This window comes from Paraburkholderia sp. XV (assembly GCF_020177535.1).
Lineage (GTDB): Bacteria > Pseudomonadota > Gammaproteobacteria > Burkholderiales > Burkholderiaceae > Paraburkholderia > Paraburkholderia caribensis.
This window is the reverse complement of the sequence record NZ_JAGUUD010000011.1, coordinates 56,634-82,798: the sequence shown is the minus strand read 5'-3', so window position 1 is coordinate 82,798 and position 26,165 is coordinate 56,634. Positions and strand designations below refer to the sequence as shown.

At 63.2% G+C, this 26,165-nt stretch carries 24 protein-coding genes; 9 read left to right on the top strand and 15 right to left on the bottom strand.

From position 1 onward, the window contains the following. Positions 1-277: 277 nt before the first annotated feature. The 3 genes from KFO72_RS08910 to KFO72_RS08900 all read right to left on the bottom strand — a co-directional run bounded on the left by KFO72_RS08910 (position 278) and on the right by KFO72_RS08900 (position 3,605). Positions 278-490 carry a hypothetical protein gene (locus KFO72_RS08910; RefSeq protein ID WP_007743864.1) on the bottom strand — a complete coding sequence of 71 codons (213 nt, stop codon included), beginning with the start codon at positions 488-490 and terminating at the stop codon, positions 278-280. A 172-nt stretch (positions 491-662) separates the two neighbouring features. Continuing rightward, complete coding sequence (pstS, locus tag KFO72_RS08905) at positions 663-1,694, bottom strand: phosphate ABC transporter substrate-binding protein PstS (protein ID WP_054934883.1); 1,032 nt, start codon at positions 1,692-1,694, stop codon at positions 663-665. A gap of 435 nt (positions 1,695-2,129) precedes the next feature. Beyond that, positions 2,130-3,605, bottom strand: a complete 1,476-nt coding sequence (locus KFO72_RS08900; RefSeq protein WP_225031907.1) for a PLP-dependent aminotransferase family protein — start codon at positions 3,603-3,605, stop codon at positions 2,130-2,132. Positions 3,606-3,821: 216 nt separating this feature from the next. Between KFO72_RS08900 and KFO72_RS08895 the strand changes: the two genes are divergently transcribed. Further along, on the top strand, positions 3,822-4,193 hold the full coding sequence (locus KFO72_RS08895) for a hypothetical protein (RefSeq protein ID WP_225031906.1): 372 nt from the start codon (positions 3,822-3,824) through the stop codon (positions 4,191-4,193). Between the two features lie 38 nt (positions 4,194-4,231). Here the strand turns inward: KFO72_RS08895 and dinB are convergent, their stop codons facing one another. From dinB to KFO72_RS08860, 7 genes are all read right to left on the bottom strand, one after another. Beyond that, entirely contained in the window at positions 4,232-5,386 is a 1,155-nt protein-coding gene (dinB, locus tag KFO72_RS08890) for a DNA polymerase IV (RefSeq protein ID WP_060606568.1), read from the bottom strand. Positions 5,387-5,573: 187 nt separating this feature from the next. After that, positions 5,574-5,879 (bottom strand): hypothetical protein, encoded by a 306-nt coding sequence (locus KFO72_RS08885; RefSeq protein ID WP_060606564.1) that lies wholly within the window; start codon positions 5,877-5,879, stop codon positions 5,574-5,576. Next, positions 5,876-6,145 carry a hypothetical protein gene (locus tag KFO72_RS08880; RefSeq protein WP_225031905.1) on the bottom strand — a complete coding sequence of 90 codons (270 nt, stop codon included), beginning with the start codon at positions 6,143-6,145 and terminating at the stop codon, positions 5,876-5,878. Before KFO72_RS08880 ends, KFO72_RS08885 begins: the two co-directional genes overlap by 4 nt. 187 nt (positions 6,146-6,332) lie before the next feature. Beyond that, complete coding sequence (locus tag KFO72_RS08875; RefSeq protein ID WP_054934889.1) at positions 6,333-7,517, bottom strand: porin; 1,185 nt, start codon at positions 7,515-7,517, stop codon at positions 6,333-6,335. A gap of 110 nt (positions 7,518-7,627) precedes the next feature. Continuing rightward, positions 7,628-10,069 carry a glycoside hydrolase family 31 protein gene (locus KFO72_RS08870; RefSeq protein ID WP_225031904.1) on the bottom strand — a complete coding sequence of 814 codons (2,442 nt, stop codon included), beginning with the start codon at positions 10,067-10,069 and terminating at the stop codon, positions 7,628-7,630. Positions 10,070-10,093: 24 nt separating this feature from the next. Then, the gene (locus KFO72_RS08865) at positions 10,094-11,389 is read right to left on the bottom strand and encodes an MFS transporter (RefSeq protein WP_225031903.1); all 1,296 of its coding nucleotides are present in this window, start codon (positions 11,387-11,389) and stop codon (positions 10,094-10,096) included. A gap of 704 nt (positions 11,390-12,093) precedes the next feature. Continuing rightward, on the bottom strand, positions 12,094-12,264 hold the full coding sequence (locus KFO72_RS08860) for a hypothetical protein (RefSeq protein WP_167352369.1): 171 nt from the start codon (positions 12,262-12,264) through the stop codon (positions 12,094-12,096). A 274-nt stretch (positions 12,265-12,538) separates the two neighbouring features. Between KFO72_RS08860 and KFO72_RS08855 the strand changes: the two genes are divergently transcribed. Next, positions 12,539-13,297, top strand: coding sequence for a glutathione S-transferase family protein (locus KFO72_RS08855; RefSeq protein ID WP_225031902.1), 759 nt, complete (start codon positions 12,539-12,541; stop codon positions 13,295-13,297). A 123-nt stretch (positions 13,298-13,420) separates the two neighbouring features. Further along, positions 13,421-14,059 (top strand): LysE family translocator, encoded by a 639-nt coding sequence (locus KFO72_RS08850; protein ID WP_054934893.1) that lies wholly within the window; start codon positions 13,421-13,423, stop codon positions 14,057-14,059. A 30-nt stretch (positions 14,060-14,089) separates the two neighbouring features. On the opposite strand, the gene KFO72_RS08845 is transcribed toward KFO72_RS08850, so the two are convergent. From KFO72_RS08845 to KFO72_RS08830, 4 genes are all read right to left on the bottom strand, one after another. Further along, positions 14,090-15,118, bottom strand: coding sequence for an endo alpha-1,4 polygalactosaminidase (locus KFO72_RS08845; RefSeq protein ID WP_225031901.1), 1,029 nt, complete (start codon positions 15,116-15,118; stop codon positions 14,090-14,092). Between the two features lie 71 nt (positions 15,119-15,189). Further along, positions 15,190-17,508: a putative bifunctional diguanylate cyclase/phosphodiesterase gene (locus KFO72_RS08840; RefSeq protein ID WP_062916593.1), complete on the bottom strand. Its 2,319-nt coding sequence runs from the start codon at positions 17,506-17,508 to the stop codon at positions 15,190-15,192. A 91-nt stretch (positions 17,509-17,599) separates the two neighbouring features. Next, positions 17,600-18,433 (bottom strand): class II glutamine amidotransferase, encoded by an 834-nt coding sequence (locus KFO72_RS08835; protein WP_225031900.1) that lies wholly within the window; start codon positions 18,431-18,433, stop codon positions 17,600-17,602. Between the two features lie 94 nt (positions 18,434-18,527). Further along, the gene (locus KFO72_RS08830; protein WP_035987953.1) at positions 18,528-19,199 is read right to left on the bottom strand and encodes a MarC family protein; all 672 of its coding nucleotides are present in this window, start codon (positions 19,197-19,199) and stop codon (positions 18,528-18,530) included. Positions 19,200-19,512: 313 nt separating this feature from the next. Between KFO72_RS08830 and KFO72_RS08825 the strand changes: the two genes are divergently transcribed. Further along, positions 19,513-19,725, top strand: coding sequence for a DUF3311 domain-containing protein (locus tag KFO72_RS08825; protein WP_054934897.1), 213 nt, complete (start codon positions 19,513-19,515; stop codon positions 19,723-19,725). Then, positions 19,722-21,200 carry a sodium:solute symporter family protein gene (locus KFO72_RS08820; RefSeq protein WP_224101088.1) on the top strand — a complete coding sequence of 493 codons (1,479 nt, stop codon included), beginning with the start codon at positions 19,722-19,724 and terminating at the stop codon, positions 21,198-21,200. Before KFO72_RS08825 ends, KFO72_RS08820 begins: the two co-directional genes overlap by 4 nt. Before the next feature lie 133 nt (positions 21,201-21,333). Here KFO72_RS08820 and KFO72_RS08815 read toward each other — a convergent pair whose 3' ends face one another. Then, on the bottom strand, positions 21,334-22,254 hold the full coding sequence (locus tag KFO72_RS08815) for a LysR family transcriptional regulator (RefSeq protein ID WP_054934899.1): 921 nt from the start codon (positions 22,252-22,254) through the stop codon (positions 21,334-21,336). A 159-nt stretch (positions 22,255-22,413) separates the two neighbouring features. Here KFO72_RS08815 and benA point away from each other — a divergent pair, with 159 nt between their 5' ends. The 4 genes from benA to KFO72_RS08795 are packed head-to-tail and all read left to right on the top strand — an operon-like array spanning position 22,414 to position 26,145. After that, positions 22,414-23,781: a benzoate 1,2-dioxygenase large subunit gene (gene benA / locus KFO72_RS08810; protein WP_054934900.1), complete on the top strand. Its 1,368-nt coding sequence runs from the start codon at positions 22,414-22,416 to the stop codon at positions 23,779-23,781. Beyond that, a complete protein-coding gene (gene benB / locus KFO72_RS08805) occupies positions 23,778-24,281 on the top strand; it encodes a benzoate 1,2-dioxygenase small subunit (protein ID WP_054934901.1) in 504 nt (167 codons plus the stop codon). Before benA ends, benB begins: the two co-directional genes overlap by 4 nt. Before the next feature lie 56 nt (positions 24,282-24,337). After that, positions 24,338-25,360: a benzoate 1,2-dioxygenase electron transfer component BenC gene (benC, locus tag KFO72_RS08800; protein WP_224101089.1), complete on the top strand. Its 1,023-nt coding sequence runs from the start codon at positions 24,338-24,340 to the stop codon at positions 25,358-25,360. 5 nt (positions 25,361-25,365) lie between these two features. Next, complete coding sequence (locus tag KFO72_RS08795; protein ID WP_054934902.1) at positions 25,366-26,145, top strand: 1,6-dihydroxycyclohexa-2,4-diene-1-carboxylate dehydrogenase; 780 nt, start codon at positions 25,366-25,368, stop codon at positions 26,143-26,145. The last annotated feature ends 20 nt before the right edge of the window (positions 26,146-26,165 follow it).

Genomic DNA, 26,165 nt, shown 5'->3' with positions numbered 1-26,165 from the left:
CCTCGCTTGTCATGGCTAACGGGCCGCTTGCCCGATGCAATATCAGCCAGCAAATAGACGTGTTGCGTCACGCGCCATCTTATCGGGCATAAACGCGATGGTCGAGCGTCGCAAAATTGACTGTGTGCGAAGTCGTACACTCGGCAGTTCGCGCTGCTAATCGTATGAACTTATCGGGCGGCGGGATGGGGATGAAACTGATGAGCGGGTTCGCGACGGTCCGCCCGCTTCGCGCGACGCGCCGCACGTAAGCACCGGCGGAAAGCGGGATGCGGGATCAACCTTTCATGTCGACCCAGATGCGGCCCCAGGCGGTCGCGTACCTGAGCGCCTGTTCGCCGTCGTAGAAGTAGTCGAGGGCGTTGAAGATGCGGGCCGGCAGGCCCGGTTTTTCGATGATCAGATCGGCGGCGTGCAGGCCGTCGTCGCGAATTGCGGCGCTGGCTTGCAGGCGATAGCCACGGTGTGTGGTCAGCATGGGAATGGTCATGAATGCGTCTCTGGCTTCAATCGGGATGGCTGGCGCTGCGCGCGGCCGACGCCGCGCTTCACGCCCGTCCCGATTGCTCTCAGGCCAGCATTCGCATTATCGCGAAGCCCCGTTACTGTTCAATGACTGCCGCCGTTCTCGCGCACCGGTACGCTTTTATGGTTTTATCTGATCAATCGGCGATTGGCTTACCGGATGCGTCCTTGACCTTGGCCTTCCATTGCGTGCGGATTTGCGACACGACGCCATCCGGCAGCGGGATGTAGTCGAGTTCCTGCGCGGTCTGGGTGCCGTTCCTGAACGCCCAGTCGAAGAACTTGAGCGTTTCCTTGCCGTGATCCGGCTTGTCCTGCGACGCATGCACGAGCACGAACGTCGCGCCGACCACGGGCCATGCATCCTTGCCGGGCTCGTTGGTAAGGATCTGATAGAACGACTTCGACCAGTCCGCGCCTGCTGCCGCGGCCTTGAAGCTGTCCGTCTTCGGCTCGACGACGGCGCCCGCCGCGTTCTTCAGTGACGTGTAGGTCATCTTGTTCTGCTTCGCGTACGCCCATTCGACGTAGCCGATCGCGCCCGGCAGCCGCTGCACGAACGCCGCGACTCCGTCGTTGCCCTTGCCGCCCGTGCCTGTTGGCCAGTTGACCGTCGTGCCTTCGCCGACTTTGCTTTTCCACTCGGGGCTCACCTGCGCCAGATAGTGTGTCCAGATGAAGCTCGTGCCCGAGCCGTCCGCGCGACGCACGACGGCGATGTCGGTATCGGGCAGCTTGACGCCGGGATTGAGCGCGGCGATGGCCGGGTCGTTCCACTTCTTGATCTTGCCGAGGTAGATGTCGCCGAGCAGCGGACCGGAGAGCACCAGCGCGCCCGGCTTGACGCCCGGCAGATTGACGACGGGCACCACGCCGCCGACCACGGTTGGAAACTGGAACAGGCCGTCTTTCGCGAGTTCGTCGTCCTTGAGCGGCGCGTCGGAGCCGGCGAAGTCGACGGTCTTGGCGAGCACCTGCTTGATGCCCCCCGACGAGCCGATGCCCTGGTAGTTGACCCGGCCGCCGCCCGTTTTCTGGTACGCGTCGGCCCATTTGGTGTAGATCGGGGCCGCGAAGGTGCTGCCTGCACCCGTGACGTCGGCCGCGTGCGCGACGGCACCGGACAGCGCGCCGAGCAGGCTGGCGGCTGCAAACAGAGCGATTTTCATGGTTTGCCTCCTGTCGACGGGCGTTGGCGCTTTAGCGCCTACACCCGTCCCATGCCGTGTCGGCCGGAGTTGGCGCTTTAGCGCCTACATCAGCCCCACGGCGAGTCGACGGGCGTTGCCGCTCTGGCGCTTACGCCCGTCCCATGCCGTGTCGGCCGGAGTTGCCGCTTTAGCGCCTACATCAGCCCCACGGCGAGTCGACGTGCGTTAGCCCTTCAGCGCTCACATCCGTCCACTACCGTGTCGGCCAGAATTGGCGCCTCAACGCCTGACTCAAACCCACGCAAGCGAGTTGCTGAAAGCTTTGTATGGGGTGCTTTTCGAAGTTAGTCGCGCATCGTGACAAAGCGGTGACGGATGCACCAGTCGTCGGAGCGCAGTTCGCATTGACAAGTCCGCACACGCCCGGCGCGCCTTCCCAACGCGTCCCGGCCGTCAGGCGACTTCCCCCGCGAGGCGTCCGAGTTGACGAAGCGCCGCGTCCATCCGTTCATCGAACGGCCCCGGGCAACTGAGGCGGATAAAAGAGCGAAAGCGCTCCGAGTTCGAAAATATCGAACCCGGCGCAATCCGGATACCGTGCGGCAACGCAGCTTCAAAAAGCGCATCCGACGACTTGCCATCCGGCAATTCGACCCACAGCAGCAGCCCGCCAGGCGGCAGGCTCAGCCGCGTGCCAACGGGAAAATACCGGCTGATCGCGTCGGCGCTCGCCTCGCGCTGTACGCGCAGCTTCTCGCGCAACCGGTGCAGATGCCGGTCGTACGCGCCCGAGCCGATGAACTCCGCCGCGACGAACTGCGCCAGCGACTCGTTGTTCCGCGTCTGCGCGAATTTCAGCAGCCGCACGCGCGCATGCCAGCGCCCCGACGACATCCAGCCGAGCCGCATGCCCGGCGCGAGCACCTTGTTCAGCGACGCGCAGTAGATCACGCCGCCGTCGCGATCCCAAGCCTTCAACGGCCGCGCGGGTTCCGTCGATTCGATCAGCTCCCGATACGGCTCGTCCTCGATCAGCGCGACGCCACGGCCCGCGCACAGCCGCACGAGTTCGGCCTTGCGCGCGTCCGCCATCACGCAGCCGAGCGGATTCTGCAGGTTCGGCACGACGACCAGCGCCTTGATGTCCGGGCACGCGGTCAACGCGATGTCGAGCGCTTCGAGCGACAGGCCCGTGGTCGGGCTGGTCGGTATTTCGAGCGCGCGCAGCCCGAGACTTTCGAGTATCTGCAACAGCCCGAAAAACGCCGGCGATTCGACGGCAATCGTATCGCCCGGCTGCGCCACGGCACGCAGCGCCAGGTTCACCGCTTCGACGCCGCCGCTCGTCACCAGCACATCGTCGGGCGAGGCCGTGACGCCCGTCGACAACGCACGCCTGGCGACGGCCTGCCTCAACTCCGCCGCGCCGCCGTCTTCGCCGACCTCCGTCAGCAGCGTCGGCCGATGGCGCAGGATGCGTGAGGCGAGCGCCTGCAGCCGCGCGGTCGGATAAAGCGCGGCATCGGCCGTCGCGCCGCCGAGATTGAGCGCGTCCGGAAAGGCCTGAGCCCGCTCGATCACGCGCGAGATTCGCTCGTGCAAGCCGACGTAGCGCGCCGGCTCAGCCAACGCGGCAATGTCCGGCTCCGCAACGGCCGCCAGTTTCGAGGCGGGCGCGCGCCGCACGAAGTAACCCGCACGCGGCCGCGCCTGCAGCCAGCCGCCGTCTTCGAGACGGCGAAACACCTGGATCGCCGTCGACAGACTCACGTGGTGCTGGCTCATCAACGCGCGCACCGACGGCATGCGGTCGCCGGGCGCGAGCGTGCCCGACGCGATCACCCGGCGATAGTGCTCAGCGAGCCGTTCATAGAGCGGCGCGCCCGTGTCGGGCGGCGCGAGAAGAGGTTCATCGTTCAGCAAGATCATCCTTCGGATCGTGCCTGCTGCGTGGATAGATCGCCAGATACAGACCGTGGCAATTCAGACGGAAACAGGGCAACCAAACCGGCCCCTGTATCGGTACAGATTCTAAACGTGTGAGTCTGTTGCGGTCCGATGACTGTCTTTACGCTTTCGACATGTGGCCCGCCGATCCTGCTATCGCTGGGCCGATCCGTTGACTGCTTTCGGACTGAGTTCTCGATGAAACCCTTCGAACACCGATACGCCCCCGACCAGATCCACGCCGCCTGGTTCAGATGCGGCAGCGCGATCGTCGCGCTGGAAGGCACGCTGCGACTGACTTACCGCGATGCATCGCTGGATTGGCTGCTGGGCGACGCACCCAAGGTGACGGTCACGCTTTGCGAAGGCGACTGCCATGTGCTGCCGTATGAAGCGTTCGTCGAGGTCCTCGCGAGCGGGCAGCGTGCCGCGGTTGCCCGCATCGATACAGGGCCGCGAGGATGGCCGATGGCCGCGACGATCGGGCGCTGGCTCGTTTCGCGCTGGCTCGTTGCGCGCTCGCTCGTTGCGATTAGCCGCTTGAGCGGCGCACTGTTTCGGCGAGGTTGAAGCGGTGGCGTTGGGGATGCGCGCGCTGCTGTCGCAACTCAAGCCGTGAATGGCAGTTCGGCCTGTATGGGCAACGGCGGAGCCTGCTCGCTCGCGAGCGAGAGCCCGCTCACGCGCACGCCAAGCAGCCGCAGCTTGCGTGTCAGCGCGACGCGTTTCAGGCACTCGGTTGCGGCGCGCCGGATCGCCGCCGCGTCCGAGGTCGCGGCGGGAATGGTCAGATCGCGCGTGACGGTGGAGAAATCGTCGAAGCGCAACTTGATGCCGATTGTGTGTCCGACGTAGCCCTTGCGCTGCAGGTCCTCCGCGACGCGCACGCACAGACGCGTGAACGACTCCGACAGCGCGGGCCGGTCATGGCGCGGATGCAGGTCGCGTTCGAACGTCGTCTCGCGGCTCATCGACTTCGGCTCGGATTCGACGACGACAGGACGCTCGTCGCTGCCTTGCGCGACATGTGTGAGCCATGTTGCGTATTTGAGTCCGAAGTTGGCCTGCAGCAGATCGGGCGCAGCATGCGCCAGATCGCCGACCGTGTTGATACCGAGCGCGGCCAGCCGATCGCTCGCCTTCGGCCCGATACCGTTGATCTTCCGCGCGGCGAGCGGCCAGATGCGCGTGGGAATGTCTTCTGGCGTCAGGATGGTGAGACCGTCCGGCTTGTCCAGCTCGGAGCCGATTTTCGCGAGCAGTTTGTTCGGTGCGACGCAAATCGAACACGTCAGGCCTGTTGCGCCATGTACGGCCTGCTTGATGCGCGAGCCGATGTCGGCGGCATCGCCCGGTACGTCCGTGAGGTCGATATAGATTTCGTCGATGCCGCGATCTTCGATACGCGTCGTGAACCTGGCCACTTCCGCCTTGAAGAGACGCGAGTAATGACGGTAGGAATCGAAGTCGGTAGGCAGCAGAATCGCGTCCGGCGCGAGTTGCGCGGCCTTCATCATGCCCATTGCCGAGAACACGCCGAATGCGCGCGCCTCGTAAGTCGAAGTCGTGACCACCCCGCGACCCGCGTAGTCCTTCAGCTTCGCAAAACGGCGTGTGCCGTCAGGCAAGGTTTCCGGTATCGCATTGCGCCCGCCGCCGATCACGACGGGCTTGCCACGCAACTCCGGATAGCGCAGCAATTCGACGGATGCGTAGAACGCGTCCATGTCGAGATGCGCGATACGGCGGACGATGACACTCATGTTGCGTGATGCGGTTGGCGAGGGAGGACTGTGGTTGGGGCACGCGACGCCGGATTATTCCGCCTGCGCCGCTCACGCGAGCCACGGCGCGACAAACGGCCAAGGGGCAAGGGGCAAGGGGCAAGAACAAGCAGTTTAGCAAGTTGCCCGCGCGACATGGATGAAGCGCCCGCCGCCTTTGCATCCGTCAAACGCGAAACACATTGCCATCCGGACCGATCTTGCGTGGGATGCTTCTGTTGCCGAGCCGCTTTGTCGCCACCACCGACGAAGCGCTGTGCCCCGCCTGTACGCTGCCGGGCTCGGTGACCTTTCTCGCAAGCCTTGGCGCTCCCGGCTTTTGCGCATGCGGACGCAATGGCTTTTGCACGGCCCGGGCCGCCGAATGACCCCGCGCTTCCGGCGGATTCCAGATTTCGACGTACTTTTCCGCGTGCGCCGCAGAAGTCAAAACCAGCGCAATGATCCCGACGCACAGACGACCTGCCTTCATCGCTCACTCTCCTTGCCTGGAACTTCCTGACGGGCTTCGCTTGCCGGGATGCGCGCAGGATCTTGCGCGAAGGCATGTGTCACTGCCGGGCGCGCCGTGCCGACGGACCGGCCATTCTCGCATGCATAGAACGTGGGCTCCCCCGCTTTCCCGCGACGGATCGCCTCGTCGATCTCCCACTCGCCGAACGCCGACTTCAGGTCCGCGACAAACGCCGCGATCTCCGGCATCGGATGACCGGCGGGTTGATGCACACGCATTTCCATGACGCACGCTCCTCTTGAATCGCATGACGATACTGTATATTCATACAGGCTTTTGCGCAATTGACATGCGGCATTCGCGGTCCGAACGGCGCACGAAAAAACGCCGGGTCGTCGCAATCTCGCAACGCCCGGCGTCAAGTCGTGATGAATCGCGGCAAATCGCTTGCCGCGTTCAATGAAAACGTGGTCAGAACGCGTGACGAATACCCACCATGCCAACGAACTGCGACGGTCCCGACGAAGGCGTCGTGTTCTGCGAATCGCCGACGACAGCCACCGCGTCCGCGATCTTCACGCCCGAACCCGACGCGATCAGCGACTTGCCGCGCGCCAGTTGATACGCCTCGAGTGCGTAGAACGTGGTGCGCTTCGACAGGCTGTAGGTCTGCTCCAGCGAAATCTGGTGATACTGCGCCGGGTCGTCGATCCCGTTCGCCTTGCTTGCGCGCGTGTAGCTATAGCCGATCCCCGCGATCACCGACGGCGTGAACCGGTAGGTCGCGATCGCGCCATACGTGTTGAACACTGCCTCGCTCGCGAACAGCGAGCGCGAACCGGGCGCGTACTGCACGTTCGAGTAGTTCACGCCGACCATCAGGTCGCTGATGTTGTAGCGGGCGGCCGCCGCGATCATCTGCGTGCTGCTCGCACTCGCGTAGCCGTTGTTGACGGGCGAATTGATCGCGAAGCTGCCGAGCGACTGGCTCGTCGTGATGTCCTTCAGCTTCACGTAGCCCGCCGCGACCGAGAACGACTGATAGTCGTAACGCAGCGCCGCGCTCAGATTGCTGCCGTTCGTCACGCTGCCCGGCACGCCGCCGAGCCCGTACTGCGCGGCGAATGTGAGCCCCGCGATATTCGGCGAGGCATAGGTGATCGAGTTGTTGAAACGCAGCGTCGTGTCGAGCGCATCCAGATCGCCCGGGTGGGCGCCCGTGGCGCCCGTCAGCACGCCCGTCGGGCCGAGCGCGCCGACCATGTTGAAGTAAGGCGTGTACTGGCGGCCGAGCGTCACCGTGCCGTACTTGTCATTGCTCAGGCCGACATACGCCTGTCGGTTGAAAAGGTTGCCCGCGCTGCTTTGCGCGCCCGTCAGCGAATTGAAGCCGCTTTCCAGGCGGAAGATCGCTTTGGTGCCGCCGCCCAGTTCCTCTGCGCCTAGCAGGCCGAACTTGCTCGCCTGCAGGTTGCCCTGGCTCATGTAGAAATTCGAATGGCCGCGCTGATTGCTGACATAGCTGAATGCGTTATCGACGACGCCGTACAGCGTGACGCTGCTCTGCGCGAAAACGCCTGTCGACAGTACCGCGCCCGCGAGCGGCAGGCATGAGAGGGCCATTGCACGCGTGCGCGTGCATTTCAAAGTCTTCATTGCTGGTAGTCTCCTTGCGACGGAGCAGGCGCTTCAACGCTCTGCTCGCGTCCCATGCAACATGGTGGTGGATTGGATTGGCGACCTGCCGGTCGCGTCGTGTGTCGGATTTATGGATGCGCGAGACGCAGCGTCAGTCGGCGCCAGCCGCTCACGATTGAATCGCTGATCACTTCGCCGTTCGTGCAGATGGCCACGCGGGTCTCGGATGAAGGCAAGCTGAGTTGCACGTCGTGTTGCTCGAACGGCATCTGCCCTTCCCGGTCGATAGCGATACGCAGTGTGGTGGCATCGCTTGCAATAGCGACCTTCCAGTGCCCTTGCGCGCCATCGCGCCACGCTTGCGTTTCGCCGTCGTCCTCGACACAACCGCCTTGCGCCGTCCCGGCGCCTTCAAATGGCAGCGCAATGAACGCGCGCTCATCAGCGGGTCGCGCAAAGTGCTGCTCCGCGACGTTCAACGGCATGACACCGCCTTCGCGCAGCAGCATCACGGGTTGCTCGAACGGCGCCGGCAGCGTCACGCCCTGCCCGCCCTCGAACACCTCGCCGCTCCAGTACGACGCCCAGCGCGCGCCCGCCGGCAGATACACGGCGCGCTTGCTTTGCCCTTGCTCCACGACAGGCGCAACGAGCAGCGACGCACCGAGCATCATGTCATCACCGTCCGCGAGGCAGCGCGGATCGTTCGGAAACTCCGCGAACAGCGGCCGCAGCACCGGTTCGTACGAACGGTGCGATTGCCACAGCAGTTCGTACAGATACGGAATCAGCCGATACCGCAGCTTGATGAGCCCGGCAATCTGCGCAGTCGCTTCGGGATACATCCAGGGTTCGTTGACGGTGCCGTCGTCGTTCCACGAATGGATGCTGAAACGCGGCAGAAAAATGCCGAACGCGACCCAGCGCAGCAGCAGTTCCGGCTCGGGCGCCGGACCGGAAAATCCGCCGATGTCATGACCGCTGTTCGACACGCCCGACATCGCGAGGCCAAGACCCATTTTCAGGTTGTAGCGCAGCGTCTCCCACGACGTGTAGTTGTCGCCGGACCACGTCTGCACATAACGATGCATGCCGACGCCGCCCGAGCGCGACACGAGGAATGGCCGCGTGCCGGGCGAGTGCTCGCGCTGTGCGTCGCGTGACGCGCGCATCATCAACTGTGTCTGCAGCACCTTGGCCTGGTGCGCCGGGAACGGCTCGCCGAAGCCCTGCGCGATCGCGTCGGGCGTCCAGATTTCGAACTCGTTGTTGTCGTTCCACGTCGATGCAATGCCATGGCGCAGCAGACTGTCCTTCACGCGTGCTTTCCACCAGTCGATGGTGGCGGGATTCGTGAAGTCGAGATACGCGCCCACTTCGTCCCAGAACTGAACCCATGCGGGCTCGCCGTCGCGGGATTCGATCAGCAACCCCGCCTGTGCGGCTTCGTCGAATGCCGGGTGATCCTGCAACAGGCACGGCTTGATGTTCGCGCACAGCTTCACGCCCTCGCGCAGATAGCCGTGCACGAAACCGTCGATGTCCGGAAATTTCTCGTGATTCCAGTTGAATACATAACGCTTCGCGCCAATCGACGTGTAGCCGGACGACAGGTGGAACGAATCGCACAGCACGTCATGCTCGCGGCAACGCGCGATGAATTCGCCCATCTTGTGTTGCGCGTCGGGCGCGTCGGTATAGCTCATCGTCGAGCCGGAATAGCCGAGGCCCCACTTCGGCATCAATGCCGGCCGGCCCGTGAGCCAGGTGAAGCGGCGCACCGCGTGCAGCGGCGTATCGGCCGACGCGATGAAGTAGTAGTCCAGGTCGCCATGCTCGGCGACGAAATGACGGTAGTGGCCGTGATAGTTGTCCAGTTCGCGGCCCATGTCGAAGCGGCAATCGGCGAGCGTGTCGTAGAACACACCAAAGCCCATCGATGTTTGCGGCTGCCACGTCACGTAGAACGGGATGTGCTTGTATAGCGGGTCCGTGCTGCGCGCGCTATAGCCCATCGCGTCGATGTTGCGCATCTCGTAGCTCTGGTTCGCGCGGTCCAGCGTGCCGGCGCGTTCACCGAGGCCGACGTACATTTCGCCGCGCTGCCGTTCGACGTAGTGATAAACACGCTCGTCCCACCAGCCGAAGTTGTACGCCTGTGTCTTGCGGTCGTTCATCACGTCGTGCCACGCGCCGTCGCGCGCGATGGCCCACGAACAGAAGCCGCCGTCCAGCGCGACGGTCAGACGGATCTGCGCCGTTTCGACGACCAGCCGTTGCGCGTCGCGCGTCGCGCTGAATACCGTCGGCCCGAAGCCGCTCATATCGCGCCGGTCGCGGCCGTCGAGCGGCACGTCGTCCAGACCGGGCGCAATCGACCAGGTGCGCGGTCCGCGAAGCTCGCCCGTCGGCAGCACGAGCACGCGGATGATGTCGTCGGCGAGAACGAACAGTTCGATCCGCGCGCCATCGGCAGCGGACAACACGATCGGGTTGCCGGCTGGTACGGGAAGCGCTTCGGCGGGCACTTCAATGACGGAAAACTGCGGTCGGTTCTTCAACGTAGCCATGATGTGTTTCCAGGTCAGTCAAGTTCAGGCCGCGCTGCCCGCGCCGTTTTCGACGCGTTGCAGACGGGCGTCGCGCGACACGCCGCGCATCAGGATCACCAGCAGCGTCGCGCCGATCAGGTCGAACGCGCCGAGCGCGCCAAACAGCGGCGTGTAGCCGATCTTGTCGGCCAGCGCGCCCACCATCAGCGAAAAACCCAGCCCGCCGATCCACGCCGCCATGCCCGCAAAGCCCGCTGCGGTGCCGACTTCACCGGGTTCGAACACGTCGGCGGCGAGGGTGTTGACGAGCGCGGAAATCATCTGGTGCGCGAAGCCGCCGACGCAGAACAGCGCAATGGCCTCGTACGGCGAAGCGACCAGCCCGATGCACGCCGGACCGATCATCATGAATGCGCCTAGCACGACGCCCGTGATGCGCGACCAGATCAGCGGCACGCGCAGCCGCTTCATCAGGAACGGCGACAGATAACCGCCGAACAGACCGCCGAGGTCGGCTGCAAGGAACGGCAGCCACGCGAACATCGCGATCTGCTTCAGGTCCATGTGGCGCTCGGTGGCGAGATAGAGAGGAATCCAGAAGCTGAAGGTTTGCCAGGCGGGCTCGGCGAAAAAGCGCGCCTGCGCGATCGCCCAGAAACGGCGCGTGCCGAGCACTTCGCGGATGCGGCGTTTGTCCTGCCCATGGGCGGCGGGCGGCGTCTGCCCTTCTACGATGGCCGTGCGTTCTTTCTCGCTGATGCGCTTGTGGTCGGCGGGCGCGCGATAGAACACGTACCAGAGCGCCGCCCACACGAAACCCAGCGCGCCCGTCACGGCAAACGCGCTCTGCCAGCCGTAGCGCAGCGAGAGAAACACCACCAGCGGCGGCGCGAACAAGGAGCCGAGCGACGTGCCCGCGTTGAAATAGCCGACAGCCACCGACTTCTCGCGATTCGGAAACCACTCGGCAACCACCTTCATGCCGGCAGGAATCGCGACGGCTTCCGACAAGCCCATCAGACCGCGCAATGCGGCGAGCGACAGCCAGCCGCTCGCGAGACCATGCAGCATGCCCGTCGCCGACCACAGGCAGGCGAACAGCGCGAAGCCCAGACGCAGCCCGATCAGATCGATGATCAGGCCGCAGACCGGCTGCATGATCGTGTAGCCGATCTGGAACGCGCCGACGACATACGAATACTGCTGCGTGTTCATGTGCAGCAACGTCTTCAGCTCCGGCGCCATGACGCCGAGCGCGTTGCGCGACAGGTAGTTGACGATGGTCCCGAGGCACACGAGCGCGATGATCCACCAGCGCAGGCCAATGATTGTTCTCAAGTCAGTCTCCATTTCCTTGTACAGACCGGGCCCGAGGGTTGCCCGGCGGTGTCGCTGACGGATGCGCGAATTCGAACATTCAATCAGCGTTTATCGTCGGTCATCGTATCACTCAAACGTCTGTCGGATACCAGGGAAAACCATGTAGTACACGGATTAGTCGAGACGACAGGCCCGTCAGATGGCCGTTCAGCGCAAATTACGGGCGGCTGTGTTGTGAAAGGACAAAACGCGGATCGCGCGCGCATGATGTTCATTCGAACATCGGATTGTTCTCTTGTGCGCTAAAAGGAAGATTGGAACACTGGGAAATTGTCCGCAAGGTTGGGCGAGAGCGGTCCCATCGTGCTCAAGGTCTCGCAAAACGGGAAACAAGCCGGAAGAACAGCTATGCAGTCGGAAAATTCGCTGAGATACGTCGTCGTACAAGTAACGACGGTCGCACACCGGCGAAAAATGAGCCGATACTTTCTTTTACCTTTCTTATTTCTTTCGATTTAGACTAGCGCCACCACCCAGAACACTACGGAGCGCTACATGGGGAATTTAGGAGGTTTCATGCAAGGTGCAGTCGCGTTGGGCGGCTGCATAGGACTGTTCGCGACGGTCGTCTGTCTCGTCGAACTGTTCAGCGGCTGATCGCCGGATCGAGCGCTGGAGACCACATAGCAACAAAGAGCCGTCGCCAATCGACGGCTTTTTTTTCACTCATGTTCGACGGCGTGGGCTTCTTCCATCGTCGACGCCCTCACCCGCTCGGCGAAGCTCTGCAGCGCCGCCAGCGATCCATGCACACTGTGATATTCCTGTCGACCGATCCGTGCTTCGAGCACGACCGTCATGCCTGCTTGTCGCGCTACATCGAGGATGTCCATTTCAATCTCCACCATTCGTCCGAACGCCTGAATCGCCTGGCGCCCTCGAAACCGGCGCGCCTTGGTATCTATTCTATGAATCCCTCGTCAAGCATCAATCGTATGCGCGGGGAATCTATGTTTGCGTGGCGACAACAATCCGCGCGTCGTGCTGGCACGAAAGTCCATGCGCGCTGAACTGGCCGGATTCACCTCGCGCACGCGTGCCTGTAGGATCGCGGTTGCGAGCCACGCGCAGCACACGCAGCAGCACAAAGGCGCATGAGAGGACGTCATGATCGTTTACAAGTTCGGCGACGGTTCCGGCGCAATGCCGCCCGATCTCAGTCCATTCGTCGTCAAGCTCGAAACGTGGCTGAGGCTGTCGGGCATTCCGTACGAAGGACGCATCGGCAAGCTCAACGCGATGCCGAAAAAAAAGCTGCCCGTCGCCGAGATCGACGGCGTGACGATCTGCGATTCGTCCGCGATCATCGCCTACCTGCAACGCCGCCACCCGAACGCACTCGACGACGCGCGGCTCGATCCGCAGCAGCGCGCGCGATCGGCCGCGATCAAGGCGCTCTTCGAAACGCATCTGTATTTCGTGACCGTGTATTTTCGTTGGGCTGTCGAGCGCAACATGGCGGCCTACACGCCGCTTCTGATCGACTACGCGCGCCTCACGTCGCCGCCGCCCGTCCGCCCGCTGATCGGCATGTTCGCGCCGCTGCTGATGCCCGTGATTCGCCGCAAGGTGTTACGCCAGGCGTGGGAGCAAGGTACGGGACGGCATAGCTACGACGAAGTCGCGCAGATGGGCATCGAAGGCTGGCAGGCCGTCGCCGGTCTGCTCGGCGACCAGCGCTTCCTGCTCGGCGACGAGCCGACGACGATCGACGCCACCGGCTTCGCGTGGGTCCACACGGCAATCGCGCCGCCCTTCGACAGTCCCGTGCGCGATTTCGTCTCGCAGCATCCCGCCTTGATGGCGTATCGCGAGCGGATCGCCGAACGCTGCTGGCCCGACCTGACGCGAGCGTCGCGACGCTGAACGGGTGACGCTGTCATGAACCGTCAGTGCCGCTGGCCCGCCTTGCGCACCGCGAACTGTCTATTCCGCGCGACGCACGCAGCACCGACAATCTCCGCTAACCCCATTTTCCGCGCCCATCCCATGACCAGCCTTCCGATGCTCTCCGCGAACGTCCTGTTCGCCTACTCCGCGTATTTCGTCGGCACGGCAAGCCCGGGGCCGAGCAATCTGGCCATCATGTCGATCGCGTCAACGGACGGGCGCAAGGCCGCCTTCGCGTTCGCGGCGGGCGTCGTGTGCGGCTCGTGCTTCTGGGCGATGCTGGCGGCGCTCGGGCTGTCGGCGGCGCTGCTGGCGTTCTCGGGAGCGATGGTCGGGCTGAAGATTGTCGGCGGCTGCTATCTGCTGTGGCTCGCGTTCAAGTCGGGCCGCGCGGCATGGCAGCCGCGCGCTGCGCGGACGCAGGCGGCGGGCGGGCAACTGACGTTGCGCCGCATCTACACGCGCGGCTTGCTGCTGCATCTGACGAACCCGAAGGCGATTCTGGTGTGGATTTCGGTGGTGGCGCTCGCCTCGCCTGCGAACGGCGGCGCACCGCATATGCTGGCCATCGTCGCCGGATGCCTCGCGATCGGCATGCTGGTGTTCGGCAGCTATGCGGCGCTGTTCTCGACACCGCTCGCGCGCCGCGTGTACCTGTCGATTCGCCGCTGGCTCGACGGCGGCCTCGCGATCGTCTTCGGCCTCGCGGGTTTGAAGCTGTTGACCTCGCGCACCTGATCGCTCAGATCCCGCGCGCCTTCACGACTTCTACCAGTAGCACACGACTCCCTGCTTCGCGCTGCTGTCCGAGGCATACGGCACGAAGCCTTTGGCACGGCTGCGCGTGAACACACGGCGCGCTTTCGCGGCCGCATCGCAACCGCCGACATAGTCGAGCGTCGCAATCCAGAACGCGTGTCCATTCGGCCTGAGCGCCAACGCTTGCCACGCGCCCAGTTCCGCTTCCGCCGCAGCGTCGTACTTCGGCGCATACACCTCTTCATGCGCGACGCCATCGAGCAGCGATGCGAACGCGATGCCGCCCGTCATGCCCTCGCGCGTCGTGCGGCCGGTGGCGTTCTGCATCACGAAGACGAGTGCCGGGTATTTCTCGCGCAGCTTGCGCACGAGATCGAGGCCGCCTTGCGCGCACGCGGCGTCGCACGGGCCGTTGCGCGTCGACGTACCGTGTTCGACGATTTCGAGGTTGTCGAGATAGAAGCCGTCGGCGCCCTGCGCGACCAGACGCGGCGCGACGTAATCGACGATGAGCCGCTGATAATCCGCATTCGACAGGTTCATCCATGTCTCCTGCCGATAGCCGCGATACGCGCCCGCGTGCGCCGCCTTGTTCGCCCCGCATGACACGAAGCCTTCCGGCACGGCGCGCCAGTACGAGCGATACGTTTCGCACGATCCGAGGTTCAGGTAGCTCAACACGATGTTGCGGCCGTCGTGCTTGAGCGCGGCGACTTCGGCGGGCGTGAAGTTGTCCGCGTCGGGATCGAGATCGACGTCGATGACGCGAAAGGTCGACGCTGCCCGTGTCACGCTGCCGAGCGCCGCTGCATCGCCGTAATACGACATCCACGGCGACGCGTCGAATGCGCGGGTCTGCACGAGGCCGGCGGGTCGATCCACGGACTGCGATGCCGGCGGCGCAGCCACGCTGGCATCGGCCAGCGAGAACGCCAACGTCAACGTCAACGTCAACGTCAACGTCAACGTCAACGCCGCAACCAGCACGGCGCAACCACGCCGCGCACCATCAAACGCGCTCTTCAGAACTGCGTCCACGCATCGCTCGCAAGGGAAAAAACGAGCGCCAGTGTAACCGCCCCGCGTGAACGAACGTGAAGCCGCATCGATCAGACGCCCGCCTGCAGCCGCTGCGCTTCACGCGCGAACTCGCCCGGCACGACGGGCCGGCCGAACAGATAGCCCTGCTGCCGCTCGCAGCCGATCGAGCGCAGAAACGCCGCCTGCTCGCTGGTTTCGACGCCTTCCGCCGTCACGTTCATGCCGAGCGAATGCGCCATCGCAACGACGGCATGCGTGATGGCGACGGCATCGCGATGCCCGGGCAAACCCGCGACGAACGAGCGGTCCACCTTCAGACTGTGCAACGGAAAGCGCTTCAGATAGGACAGCGACGAATAGCCGGTGCCGAAATCGTCGACGGATATGCGCACGCCCATGCGCGCGAGCGTCGTCAGCAGCGGCATGACGGCATCGCTGTCGCTCATCAGCACGCCTTCCGTAATCTCCAGTTCGAGCGCCGACGCTTCCAGCCCCGCGTGCTCCAGGCTCAACGCCACATGCCCGATCAGCTCGCCGTTGATCTGACGCGGCGACAGGTTCACGGCCATCATCAGATGCGGCGTGATCGTCCGGCGCCATTCGACGGCCTGCAGGCACGCGTTCTCCAGCACCCAGCGGCCGATATCGATGATGAGGCCGGTATCTTCGGCGACGGGAATGAATTCGGCGGGCGACACATTGCCCAGCTCGCCGTTATGCCAGCGCAGCAGCGCTTCGGCGCCGACGATGCGCCCCGTCGCGCCCTCGACGATCGGCTGATACGCGAGGCTCAGTTCGTCGGCGACGAGCGCGCGCCGCAGCAACTGCTCGATCGCGAAGCGCCGTTGCAGACGCTGGCTCAACTCGGCCGTGAAGAACTGGAAGTTGTTGCGGCCGCGCTGCTTCGCGTGGTACATCGCCGAGTCGGCGTTGCGCATCAGCGTCTGCGCGTCGTGTCCGTCTTCGGGATACAGGCTGATGCCGATCGACGCGCCAAGGTAATACTCGTTGCCGCCGACCGCGAACGGCATTGCGATCGTGTCGAGCACGCGCTGCGCGAACGAAGTCAGGAACGATGCGTCGTCATAGCCGCCCGTCGCGATCACGAACTCGTCGCCGCCGACGCGCGCAAGCGTGTCCTCGCGGCGCACGCAGGCCGCGAGCCGCGCGGCGACGCTGCATAACAGCGCATCGCCCGCCTCGTGGCCGGCGATGTCGTTGACTTTCTTGAAGCCGTCGAGATCGACGAACAGCACGGCCAGTCGCGTCACCGCCCGTCGAGCCGCCCCGGCGTCGTGCCCGTCGGCGCCCGCATGCGGTGCGAGCAGCGCGCTCATCCGGTCGGCGAGAAACGCGCGGTTGTAGAGCCCGGTCAGCGAATCGCGCGTGGCGAGGTGCTGCAGTTGCGCACGCGCCGAGCGCACCGCGCTGATGTCGTTGAACGATATGAGCACGGCGTTGGGCTCAGTCTCGCCGGGCTTGACGATGGGCACCACGTTCTCGGTGATCCAGAGCGATTCGCCGCCTGTCAGCTCGAGCCGCAGCGTCATGCCGACCACGGGATTGCCCGTGCGCAGAACGCGCTGCGTCGGCTGGTCGCCTGGCTTGACGGGCGAGCCGTCCTCCCAGTACGCGGCGCGAATCACCTTGTAGATGTCCTGGCCGATCACTTCGCCCGTCGCCCGCAGCATGCGCCGCGCACTCGGATTGCAGGCCAGCACGATGCCGTCGCGCGTCTGCACGACGATGCCTTCGTTGAGATGATCGACGACGAGCCTGTGATGCTCCTCGCTTTCCGCGAGGCGCTTGCGCATCAGATCCTGATGAACGGCAAGACCGACACTCTGGCCGATCTCGCGCAGCAGCGCATGTTCGTCTTCGTCCGGACCCCGGCGCCTGTCGTAGTAGACGCCGAACGCGCCCAGCACCTGACCCGCGTCGTCCTCGAACGGCACCGACCAGCAGGCGCGCAGCCCGAGCGGCAGCGCGAGATGCCGGTAGTCCGCCCACAGCGGATCGCTTTCGATGTCCTCCACGATCACCAGCCGCCGGTCGTACATCGCCGTGCCGCAGGAACCGGCGCACGGGCCGATCGACATGCCGTCGATGGCCGCGCTGTACTGCGCCGGCAGCGACGGGGCCGCGCCGACCCGCACGGTGAAGCCATCCGTATCGAGCACGAGGATCGAGCAGCGCGAGCCCTCGCCTAGCAGCGTTTCGGCGCGGCGGCACACCTCCGCCAGCAGTTCGGGCAATGGCGTGCTGCGCGTGAGCAGGCGCAATACGCTCTGCTCCGACGCCAGCACCTCGACGGCCAGATCGGACCGGTGGCGAGTGCTGTCGGATGGTTTGTCAGTCGCGATGTCTGCAGTCACTGGACGACTCATGGTTGCACTCCCTTCATGCAACAACGGCAGACGGACGCGCGCTGCGTATCAGGGTTTATACGGAGCGCGTGGCCGTGGACGTGCAACGCTACTACGTTCCATGCGGATCGAATGGCCGTGCCTCGATCCCGCCGCCCTTCGCGACGATCGCCGTCGATTCCGGTATTTCCTCCCACCAGCCTTCCAGGTCGACGAGCGGCTCGGACAGCACGAGGAACGCATCTGCGCCGACGGCGGCAAGACGCGGATCATCAGGATACAACTCCATCAGATGACGGATCGAGGTGCTGTGGAAGAGCGAGCGCGACTGCCGCTCGCTCGAATAACGCACTGAGACGATCTGTTCGCCGTCCGTCGCGCAGACGGTCATGTTCAGCGGCGCCGCGATGCCGTGCCGCCGCCCCGTCTGCTCGACGAAGCCCGCCATGCGCTCCAGTGCGAGCACCGGGTCGATTTCGAGTCCGAAGGTGAGCGCGAGAAAGAACATGACTTCGGAATCCGTCGAGCCTTCGATCGATGCGAACAGGTCCGGGTCGATGCCGAGCATCAGGTCGCGCCGCACTTTAGGATAGTCGCGCACGAGGCCGTTGTGCATGAATAGCCAGCGGCCATAACGAAACGGATGGCAGTTGGTTTCCTGCGAAGGGGTGTCCGTGGCGGCACGGATATGCGCGACGAACAGCGACGCGCGCACGGCCCGCGCGGCGTCGCGCAGATTGCGGTCGCTCCATGCGGGATGCGCGCAGCGGTAGCGGAACGGAATGTCGCTCGGATGGCCGTACCAGCCGACGCCGAAGCCGTCGCCGTTGGTGGTGGTCTGCCCGAGCCGCGAATGCAGGCTCTGGTCGATCAGCGAATGCTTGGCCCGGAACAGCACGGCTTCGAGCTGAATCGGGTTTCCTGTGTAAGCCAGCCAGCGGCACATGATCGCTCTCCTCGATGAAAAACGCCTACGTCCGCGCCGGTTTCAAACTGTCACATACGGGGTCGCGTCCGCCAAGACTCCGAAGTTCATCCGTTCAACCGCCTGCCCGGCCACTGGCGATCGGCGCAAGAAACTCGGCCAGCCCCGTCAGGATGATCTGCACGCCAATGCAGAGCAGCAAGAATGCGGACACGCGCAGCGCCACCTTGGTGCCTTCCTTGCCCAGATAGCGGCCGAGCGTGGCGGCGTGGTTGTACGTGAACCAGACCGCGAGCATGACAAGAAACGAAATCGTCACGGACGCGATCGACGACATCACGAACTCCGACAGCTTGTGACTGCGGTTCGCGTTCAGCGCGATGGCCGTGGCCATCGTGCCGGGTCCGGTGGTGAGCGGCACCGTCAACGGAAAGAAAGCCTTCGACATCGCGTTGTCGGGATCGACGGGCTTGACGGCCGCTTCGTTCGGCTGGCGTTCCGGCGCATTGAGCATATTCCACGCGCTGACAGCCACGGCGAGGCCGCCACCGATACGCAGCGCTTCCATTGAAATGCCGAAGAAATGCAGGATCGGCGTGCCGACAAAGAATACGACCAGCAGCACGAAGAACGCATTGATGGACACGCGCTTGGCGAGCGCGGCGCGCTCCGCGTCGGTCAGCGAATCCGTGCGGTCGAGAAACACGAAGGCGATCGCGATCGGATTGATGATGCTGATCAACCCGGTGAAGCCAAACAGAATCTCCGAAATCAGGCTCGAGATCATCGATGAATTTGCTCTTTGATGGTTTTGATTTTTGCGCCGCGCAACGGAGCACGAGGGCCGAACAGTGTAAATGCAACCAATTGCGCACGCCATGCGAGAGGCACCTTCTTCATGCAATGCAGCACGCCTGCGATGCATGCCGATACTCACGGGCACTGCGTTTGCGCATGTTCCTTTCAATATACCTGCATATTTTTGGCGACCTTTACCGGAATATGGCTAGAGGCATACAGTCGGTGCGCGGCATCCCAGTCATTGCTTCAGGAATTGACGTTCATCGAGACCGGCTCATTCTCATTCGAGGAGTTGTCCCATGTCATTTCGTCTGCTCGCCGTGCTGCCGTTCATCGGCATTCTGCTCGGCGTTCCGTTCGTCAACCGGGTCGAGCCGCTCGTGCTCGGCATGCCGTTCGTGCTTGCGTGGATCGTCATGTGGGTCGTGCTGAGCTCGATCATCATGGCCATCGTCTACCGGTTCGATCCTGTAAACCGGCAAGCGCATTCCGGCGAGGAGGTGCGTTCATGAGCAGCGCACTCGCAATCATTGTCGCCGTCACGCTGTTCGCGCTCTATCTTGGCGTACGCGCCCGTCGCGGGCATGACATGAGCCTCGAGCAATGGACGGTGGGCGGCCGCAGCTTCGGCACCGCGTTCGTGTTCCTGCTGATGGCGGGCGAGATCTACACGACGTTCACCTTCCTTGGCGGCAGCGGCTTTGCATATGGCAAGGGCGCGCCCGTCTATTACATCCTCGCGTATGGCACGCTGGCGTATGTGCTGTCGTACTGGATGCTGCCGCCTGTCTGGCGATTTGCGAAGACGCATCGCGTGGTGTCCCAGCCGCATTTCTTTACGCGCAAGTACGATAGCGCACCGCTTGGGGTGCTGGTTGCCGTCGTTGACGTGGCTGCGCTGATTCCGTATCTCGTGCTGCAACTCAAGGGGCTGGGCATTATTGTTTCGACGGCTTCCTATGGCGCGATTTCGTCGTCGGCGGCGATCTGGATCGGCGCGGGCGTGGTGACGATTTATGTGATCGTGTCGGGTGTGCGCGGTTCCGCGTGGAATTCGGTCGTCAAGGATATGCTGATACTCGGCATCGTGCTGTTTCTCGGGATCTATCTGCCGATGCATTACTACGGCGGCCTCGGGCAGATGTTCCATGCAATCGATGTAGCGCGGCCCGGCTTTCTCACGTTCCCCGAGAAGGGGTCGAGCGTGACGTGGTTTCAGTCCACCGTGCTGCTCACGGCGCTCGGGTTTTTCATGTGGCCGCATACGTTCGGGTCTGTTTTTACCGCGAAGGATGAACGCATCTTTCGGCGTAATGCGATTGTGTTGCCGCTTTATCAGTTGATCCTGCTGTTTGTGTTTTTTGTCGGGTTTGCTGCGGCGCTCAAGGTGCCGGGACTCAAGGGCGGTGATATCGATCTTTCGCTGTTCAAGCTGTCGCTGCAGACTTTTGATCCGTGGTTCGTTGGGGTGATTGGTGCAGCAGGCATACTGACGGCGCTCGTGCCCGGGTCGATGATCCTCACGACGGCTTCGACGCTGCTCGCCAATGATATCTATCGCGGGCTCGTGCAGCGCAATGCTTCTGATGAAACTGTTGCGAAGCTTGCGCGCGTGTTTGTGCCTTTGGTCGCGGTGGTCGCCGTGCTTTTCACGCTGCACGGCGGGGAGACCATCGTTGCGCTGCTTTTGATGGGGTATAGCTTTGTTACGCAACTGTTTCCCGCTGTCATCTGCAGTCTCGCGCCGCGGAATCGGGCTACGAAGCAAGGGGCGTTTTGCGGGATTCTCGCCGGCGTAGCTGTCGTCGCCGTCACGACGATCTTCAAGATGAGCGTCGGGCAGTTGATGCCGTTTTTGCCGGATGCGCTGAAGGACGTCAATATCGGCTTTATTGCGCTGGCGGTGAATGTCGTTGTGTTCGTCGTTGTTAGTGCGGTGACGCAGCCTCACGCCGAGGCGGAGCGGGCTCGCGCGCAGACGCATTAGGTTTGGTGTGTTTTGTTGCTGACGCTTTCGTCGTGGCTGGCGCGGTGCGGCGCGGGTATTCGTGTTTTGTTTTCGTCGTAGCTGGACACGTCGACCGAACACGCCCGTCGCCGCCTGCCGTTAAACGGAGACGTCAACCTTCCGCATGCGGCGGCAAATACTCCATCTTCGCTTCCTCATAAAGCCGATAGATCAGCTCCAGCATCTCGGTCAGATCTTCTGACTCATCGAGCATCCGCATGCTCATGATAATCGGCGACACGAGGTTCGCGTCGTCCAGCTCCTTGTAGCTGACATCGTCGCGCTTGAGCCCATACACACTACTCGGCACAACCGATATCCCCTCTCCCGCCGCAACCAGCCCGAGCGCAATCTGCAACTCCCGCGTCTCATAGATGCGCGCCGGCTCCAGGCCACGATCGCGGAACGCGGCCAGCACCTGGTCGGCATAGCTGGGCCGTGGCGCCTTGGGAAAAATAATCAAGGTCTCGTTGATCAGATCGTGCAGCGACAAAACGGGCTTCACTTCAGACAACGAATGCCCAAATGGCAACGCAACAATCATCCGCTCCTCGCGTAACACGATCCGCCTGATACTCGGGTCCTCGTGGCGAATGCGCCCAAACCCGACATCGATCGTGCCTTCCTTGAGCGCCTTGATCTGGTCCATCGTGGACATCTCGTGCAACGTCAATTCGACCGCACTGTGCTCGGTGCGAAAGCGCCGAATGATCTTCGGCAACATTCCGTACAACGTCGAGCCGACAAACCCGACAGAAAGACTGCGCTCGATCTTGCCGACACGCCGCGTCATCGACTCCAGCTCGGCCGTTTCCGCGAGCAGCTTCACTGCGTGTGAATAAAAGAACCGCCCCGTGTCCGTCAACTCGACCGGCCGCGAATTGCGCACGAACAGTTGCACGCCAAGCAGTTCTTCCAGTTGCTGCATCTGGCGGCTAAGCGGCGGCTGCGCGATATGCAGGCGTTGCGCGGCGCGCGTGAAGTTGCGCTCCTCAGCCACGGCGACGAAGTAACGCAGATGGCGCAACTCCATGACGATACCCCTGAGATATTGAACTGATACTAAATCAGTGTTGGACGCTCTGTATGTGCGCCAACTACTCTTCACTCACACGCAGCGCCCTAACAAATTATACCTTTCGGGTAGCCACCGAACGGGACGCGAGCGCCGACATCGAACTGGAGACTTCCGATGATCCCCATCTACCCGGACCGCAGTCCGAAGCTCAAACATATCGACGACTATCTGGTCGAAGACAGCACGCGCGGCGACTACCGCCTGCACCGCAGCGCATTCACCGACGAAGCGCTGTTCGAGCTGGAAATGCAGCACATTTTCGAAGGCAACTGGATCTACCTCGCGCACGAAAGCCAGATTCCGTCGAACAACGATTACTTCACGACCACGATGGGCCGTCAGCCTATCGTCATCACGCGCAACCGTCAGGGCGAACTGAACGCGCTCGTCAATTCGTGCACGCATCGCGGCGCGATGCTGTGCCGCCACAAGCGCGGCAACAAGGCGACCTTTACCTGCCCGTTCCACGGCTGGACCTTCAACAACAGCGGCAAGCTGCTGAAGGTGAAAGACCCCGAAGGTGCGGGTTATCCCGAGTGCTTCAATCACGAAGGCTCGCATGATCTGAAGAAGCTCGCGCGCTTCGAAAGCTATCGCGGCTTTCTGTTCGGCAGCCTGAATCCCGATGTGAAACCGCTCACCGAATTCCTCGGCGAAGCCGCCCGCATCATCGACATGATCGTCGATCAATCGGAAGACGGTCTGGAAGTGCTGCGCGGTTCGTCGACGTATACGTATGAAGGAAACTGGAAGCTGACGGCCGAAAACGGTGCGGACGGTTATCACGTGTCGGCCGTGCACTGGAACTACGCGGCAACCACCAGTCAGCGCAAGGAAAAGAACGCGGCCGAAGACAAGATCCGCGCGATGGACGCGGGCGGCTGGGGCCGCCAGGGCGGCGGCTTCTACGCGTTCGAACACGGCCACATGCTGCTGTGGTCGCGCTGGGCGAACCCCGAAGACCGCCCGAACTTCAATCGCCGCGATGAATTCGCCGCGCGTTGCGGCGGCGAAACCGCCGACTGGATGATCCAGAACTCGCGCAATCTGTGCCTCTATCCGAACGTGTATCTAATGGATCAGTTCGGTTCGCAGATTCGCGTGTTGAAGCCGCTGTCGGTGAACAAGACGGAAGTGACGATCTACTGCATCGCCCCCAAGGGCGAATCCGATGAAGCGCGCGCACGCCGCATCCGCCAGTACGAAGACTTCTTCAACGTGAGCGGCATGGCGACACCCGACGACCTCGAAGAATTCCGCGCGTGCCAGCAAGGTTATGCTGCGCGCTCCGTTGAATGGAACGACATGTGCCGCGGCTCGACGCATTGGATTGAAGGTGCCGACGAAGGCGCGCAGAAGATCGGACTCAAGCCCTTGCTGAGCGGCGTGAAGACGGAAGACGAAGGGCTTTACACGATCCAGCACCGCTACTGGGTCGAAACGATACGCGACGCACTCGCGCGAGAAAGGAGCGCAGCATGAGCACGATCATCACGGCGCCCGCACTCGCGGACATCCAGGCGTTTCTGTACCGCGAAGCGCGTCTTCTCGACGACGAGCAATGGGACGAATGGCTCGATCTCTATCACCCCGATGCCGTCTTCTGGATGCCTTCATGGGACGACACCGACCAGTTGATCACGGACCCGCAACGCGAGATCTCGCTGATCTACTACCCGAGCCGCCAGGGCCTGGAAGACCGCGTGTTCCGCATCAAGACCGAGCGGTCGAGCGCGACGATTCCCGACACGCGCACGTGCCACAACATCAGCAACGTAGAACTTGAGAGCCACGACGACGGCGTCTGCACGGTGCGCTTCAACTGGCACACGCTGAGCCATCGCTACAAAACCAATTACAGCTATTTCGGCATGTCGCGCTACGTGATCGATTTCAGCGGCGCTGCGCCGCGCATCCTGAACAAGTATGTCGTGTTGAAGAACGACTACATCAATCAGGTGATCGATATCTATCACATCTGAGCGCGTTGACGATCGGCCACGATACACAGCAGCATCAGGCAGCACAGGAGCAGTCCATGGAACATCGCATCGCCCTCCAGTTCGAAGATGGCGTCACGCGCTTCATCACGTGCCGCGACAACGAAACCTTGTCGGACGCAGCGTACCGGCAGAAGATCAACATTCCGCTCGATTGCCGCGACGGCGCGTGCGGTACGTGTCGCGGCTTCTGCGAATCAGGCACGTACGACCTGCCTGAATCGAGCTATATCGAAGACGCGCTGACGCCCGAAGACGCGGCGCAAGGCTATGTACTCGCTTGCCAGACGCGTCCGCGCTCCGACTGCGTGATTCGCGTGCCGGCTTCGTCGGCGGCCTGCAAGACGGGCGTTGCACGTCACGAAGGCACACTTGCCAACGTGCAGAAGCTCTCCGATTCGACAATCGAATTTTCAATCGACGTCGATGCACCCGATCAACTGAGCTTTCTTGCAGGCCAGTATGTCAACGTCGAGGTGCCCGGCAGCGCGCTGACGCGTTCGTATTCGTTCAGTTCCGCGCCGGGCGAATCGCGCGTGTCGTTCGTCGTGCGCAACGTGCCCGAAGGCAAGATGAGCACGTATCTAAGCCAGCACGCGCAGCCGGGTCAACGCGTCGCGTTCTCCGGGCCGTACGGCGCGTTCTATCTGCGCGAAGCGACGCGGCCCGTGCTGTTTCTCGCGGGCGGCACGGGCATCGCGCCGTTCCTGTCGATGCTCGACGTGCTCGCCGCGAAAGACGGCGCAACGCAGCCGGTGCGGATGGTGTACGGCGTGACCAACGACACCGATCTCGTCGCGCTGCCGCAGCTGGATGCGGCGCAAAGCACGCTGCCGGACTTCGCCTACCGAACCTGCGTCGCCGATGCCGCGAGCGATCATCCGCTCAAAGGCTACGTGACGGCGCACGTCGATCCCGCGTGGCTCAATGGCGGCGACGTCGACGTCTATCTGTGCGGCCCCGTTGCGATGGTCGATGCAGTGCGCGGCTGGCTTCGCGAAATCGGCGTCACGCCCGCGAGCTTCCACTACGAAAAATTCTCTGCCACCAACGCGGCCTGACCATCATGAATCAACGTTTCGAAGGAAAAGTGGTCGTCGTGACGGGCGCGGCGCAAGGCATCGGACGCGGCGTCGCGATTGCGGCCGCGCGGCAAGGCGCGACGGTCGTGCTATGCGACCGGTCGGATTTCGTCCATGAGGTCGCAGCCGAAGTCTCCGCACCGGGCGCACGCTGCATCGCCGTGACCGCCGATCTGGAGACCTATGCAGGCGCATGCAAGCTGGCCGATGCCGCGCTCGGCGCGTTTGGCCGTATCGATGTGCTGATCAACAATGTCGGCGGGACCATCTGGGCCAAGCCCTATCAGGAATACGAGGAAGCGCAGATCGAAGCCGAAGTGCGCCGCTCATTGTTTCCGACGCTATGGTGCTGCCGCGCCGTGCTGCCTTCGATGATCGAGCGTCGGCATGGCGTCATCGTCAACGTGTCGTCGATTGCGACGCGCAGCATCTATCGCGTGCCGTATGCGGCTTCGAAGGGCGGCGTCAATGCGTTGACGGCGAGCCTCGCATTCGAGCATGCCGCCGACGGCATCCGCGTCAATGCCGTCGCAACGGGCGGCACGGAAGCGCCGGCGCGGCGCGTCCCGCGCAACACGGAACAGCAAACGGAACAGGAAGCGCGCTGGTATCAAAGCATTGTCGATCAGACGAAGGCAACGAGCCTGATGCATCGCTATGGAACGATCGATGAACAGGTTGGCGCGATTCTCTTTCTCGCTTCCGACGAAGCCTCGTACATCACGGGCACCGTGCTGCCCGTAGGCGGCGGCGATCAGGGCTGACGTGGTCAATGCAAATCGAC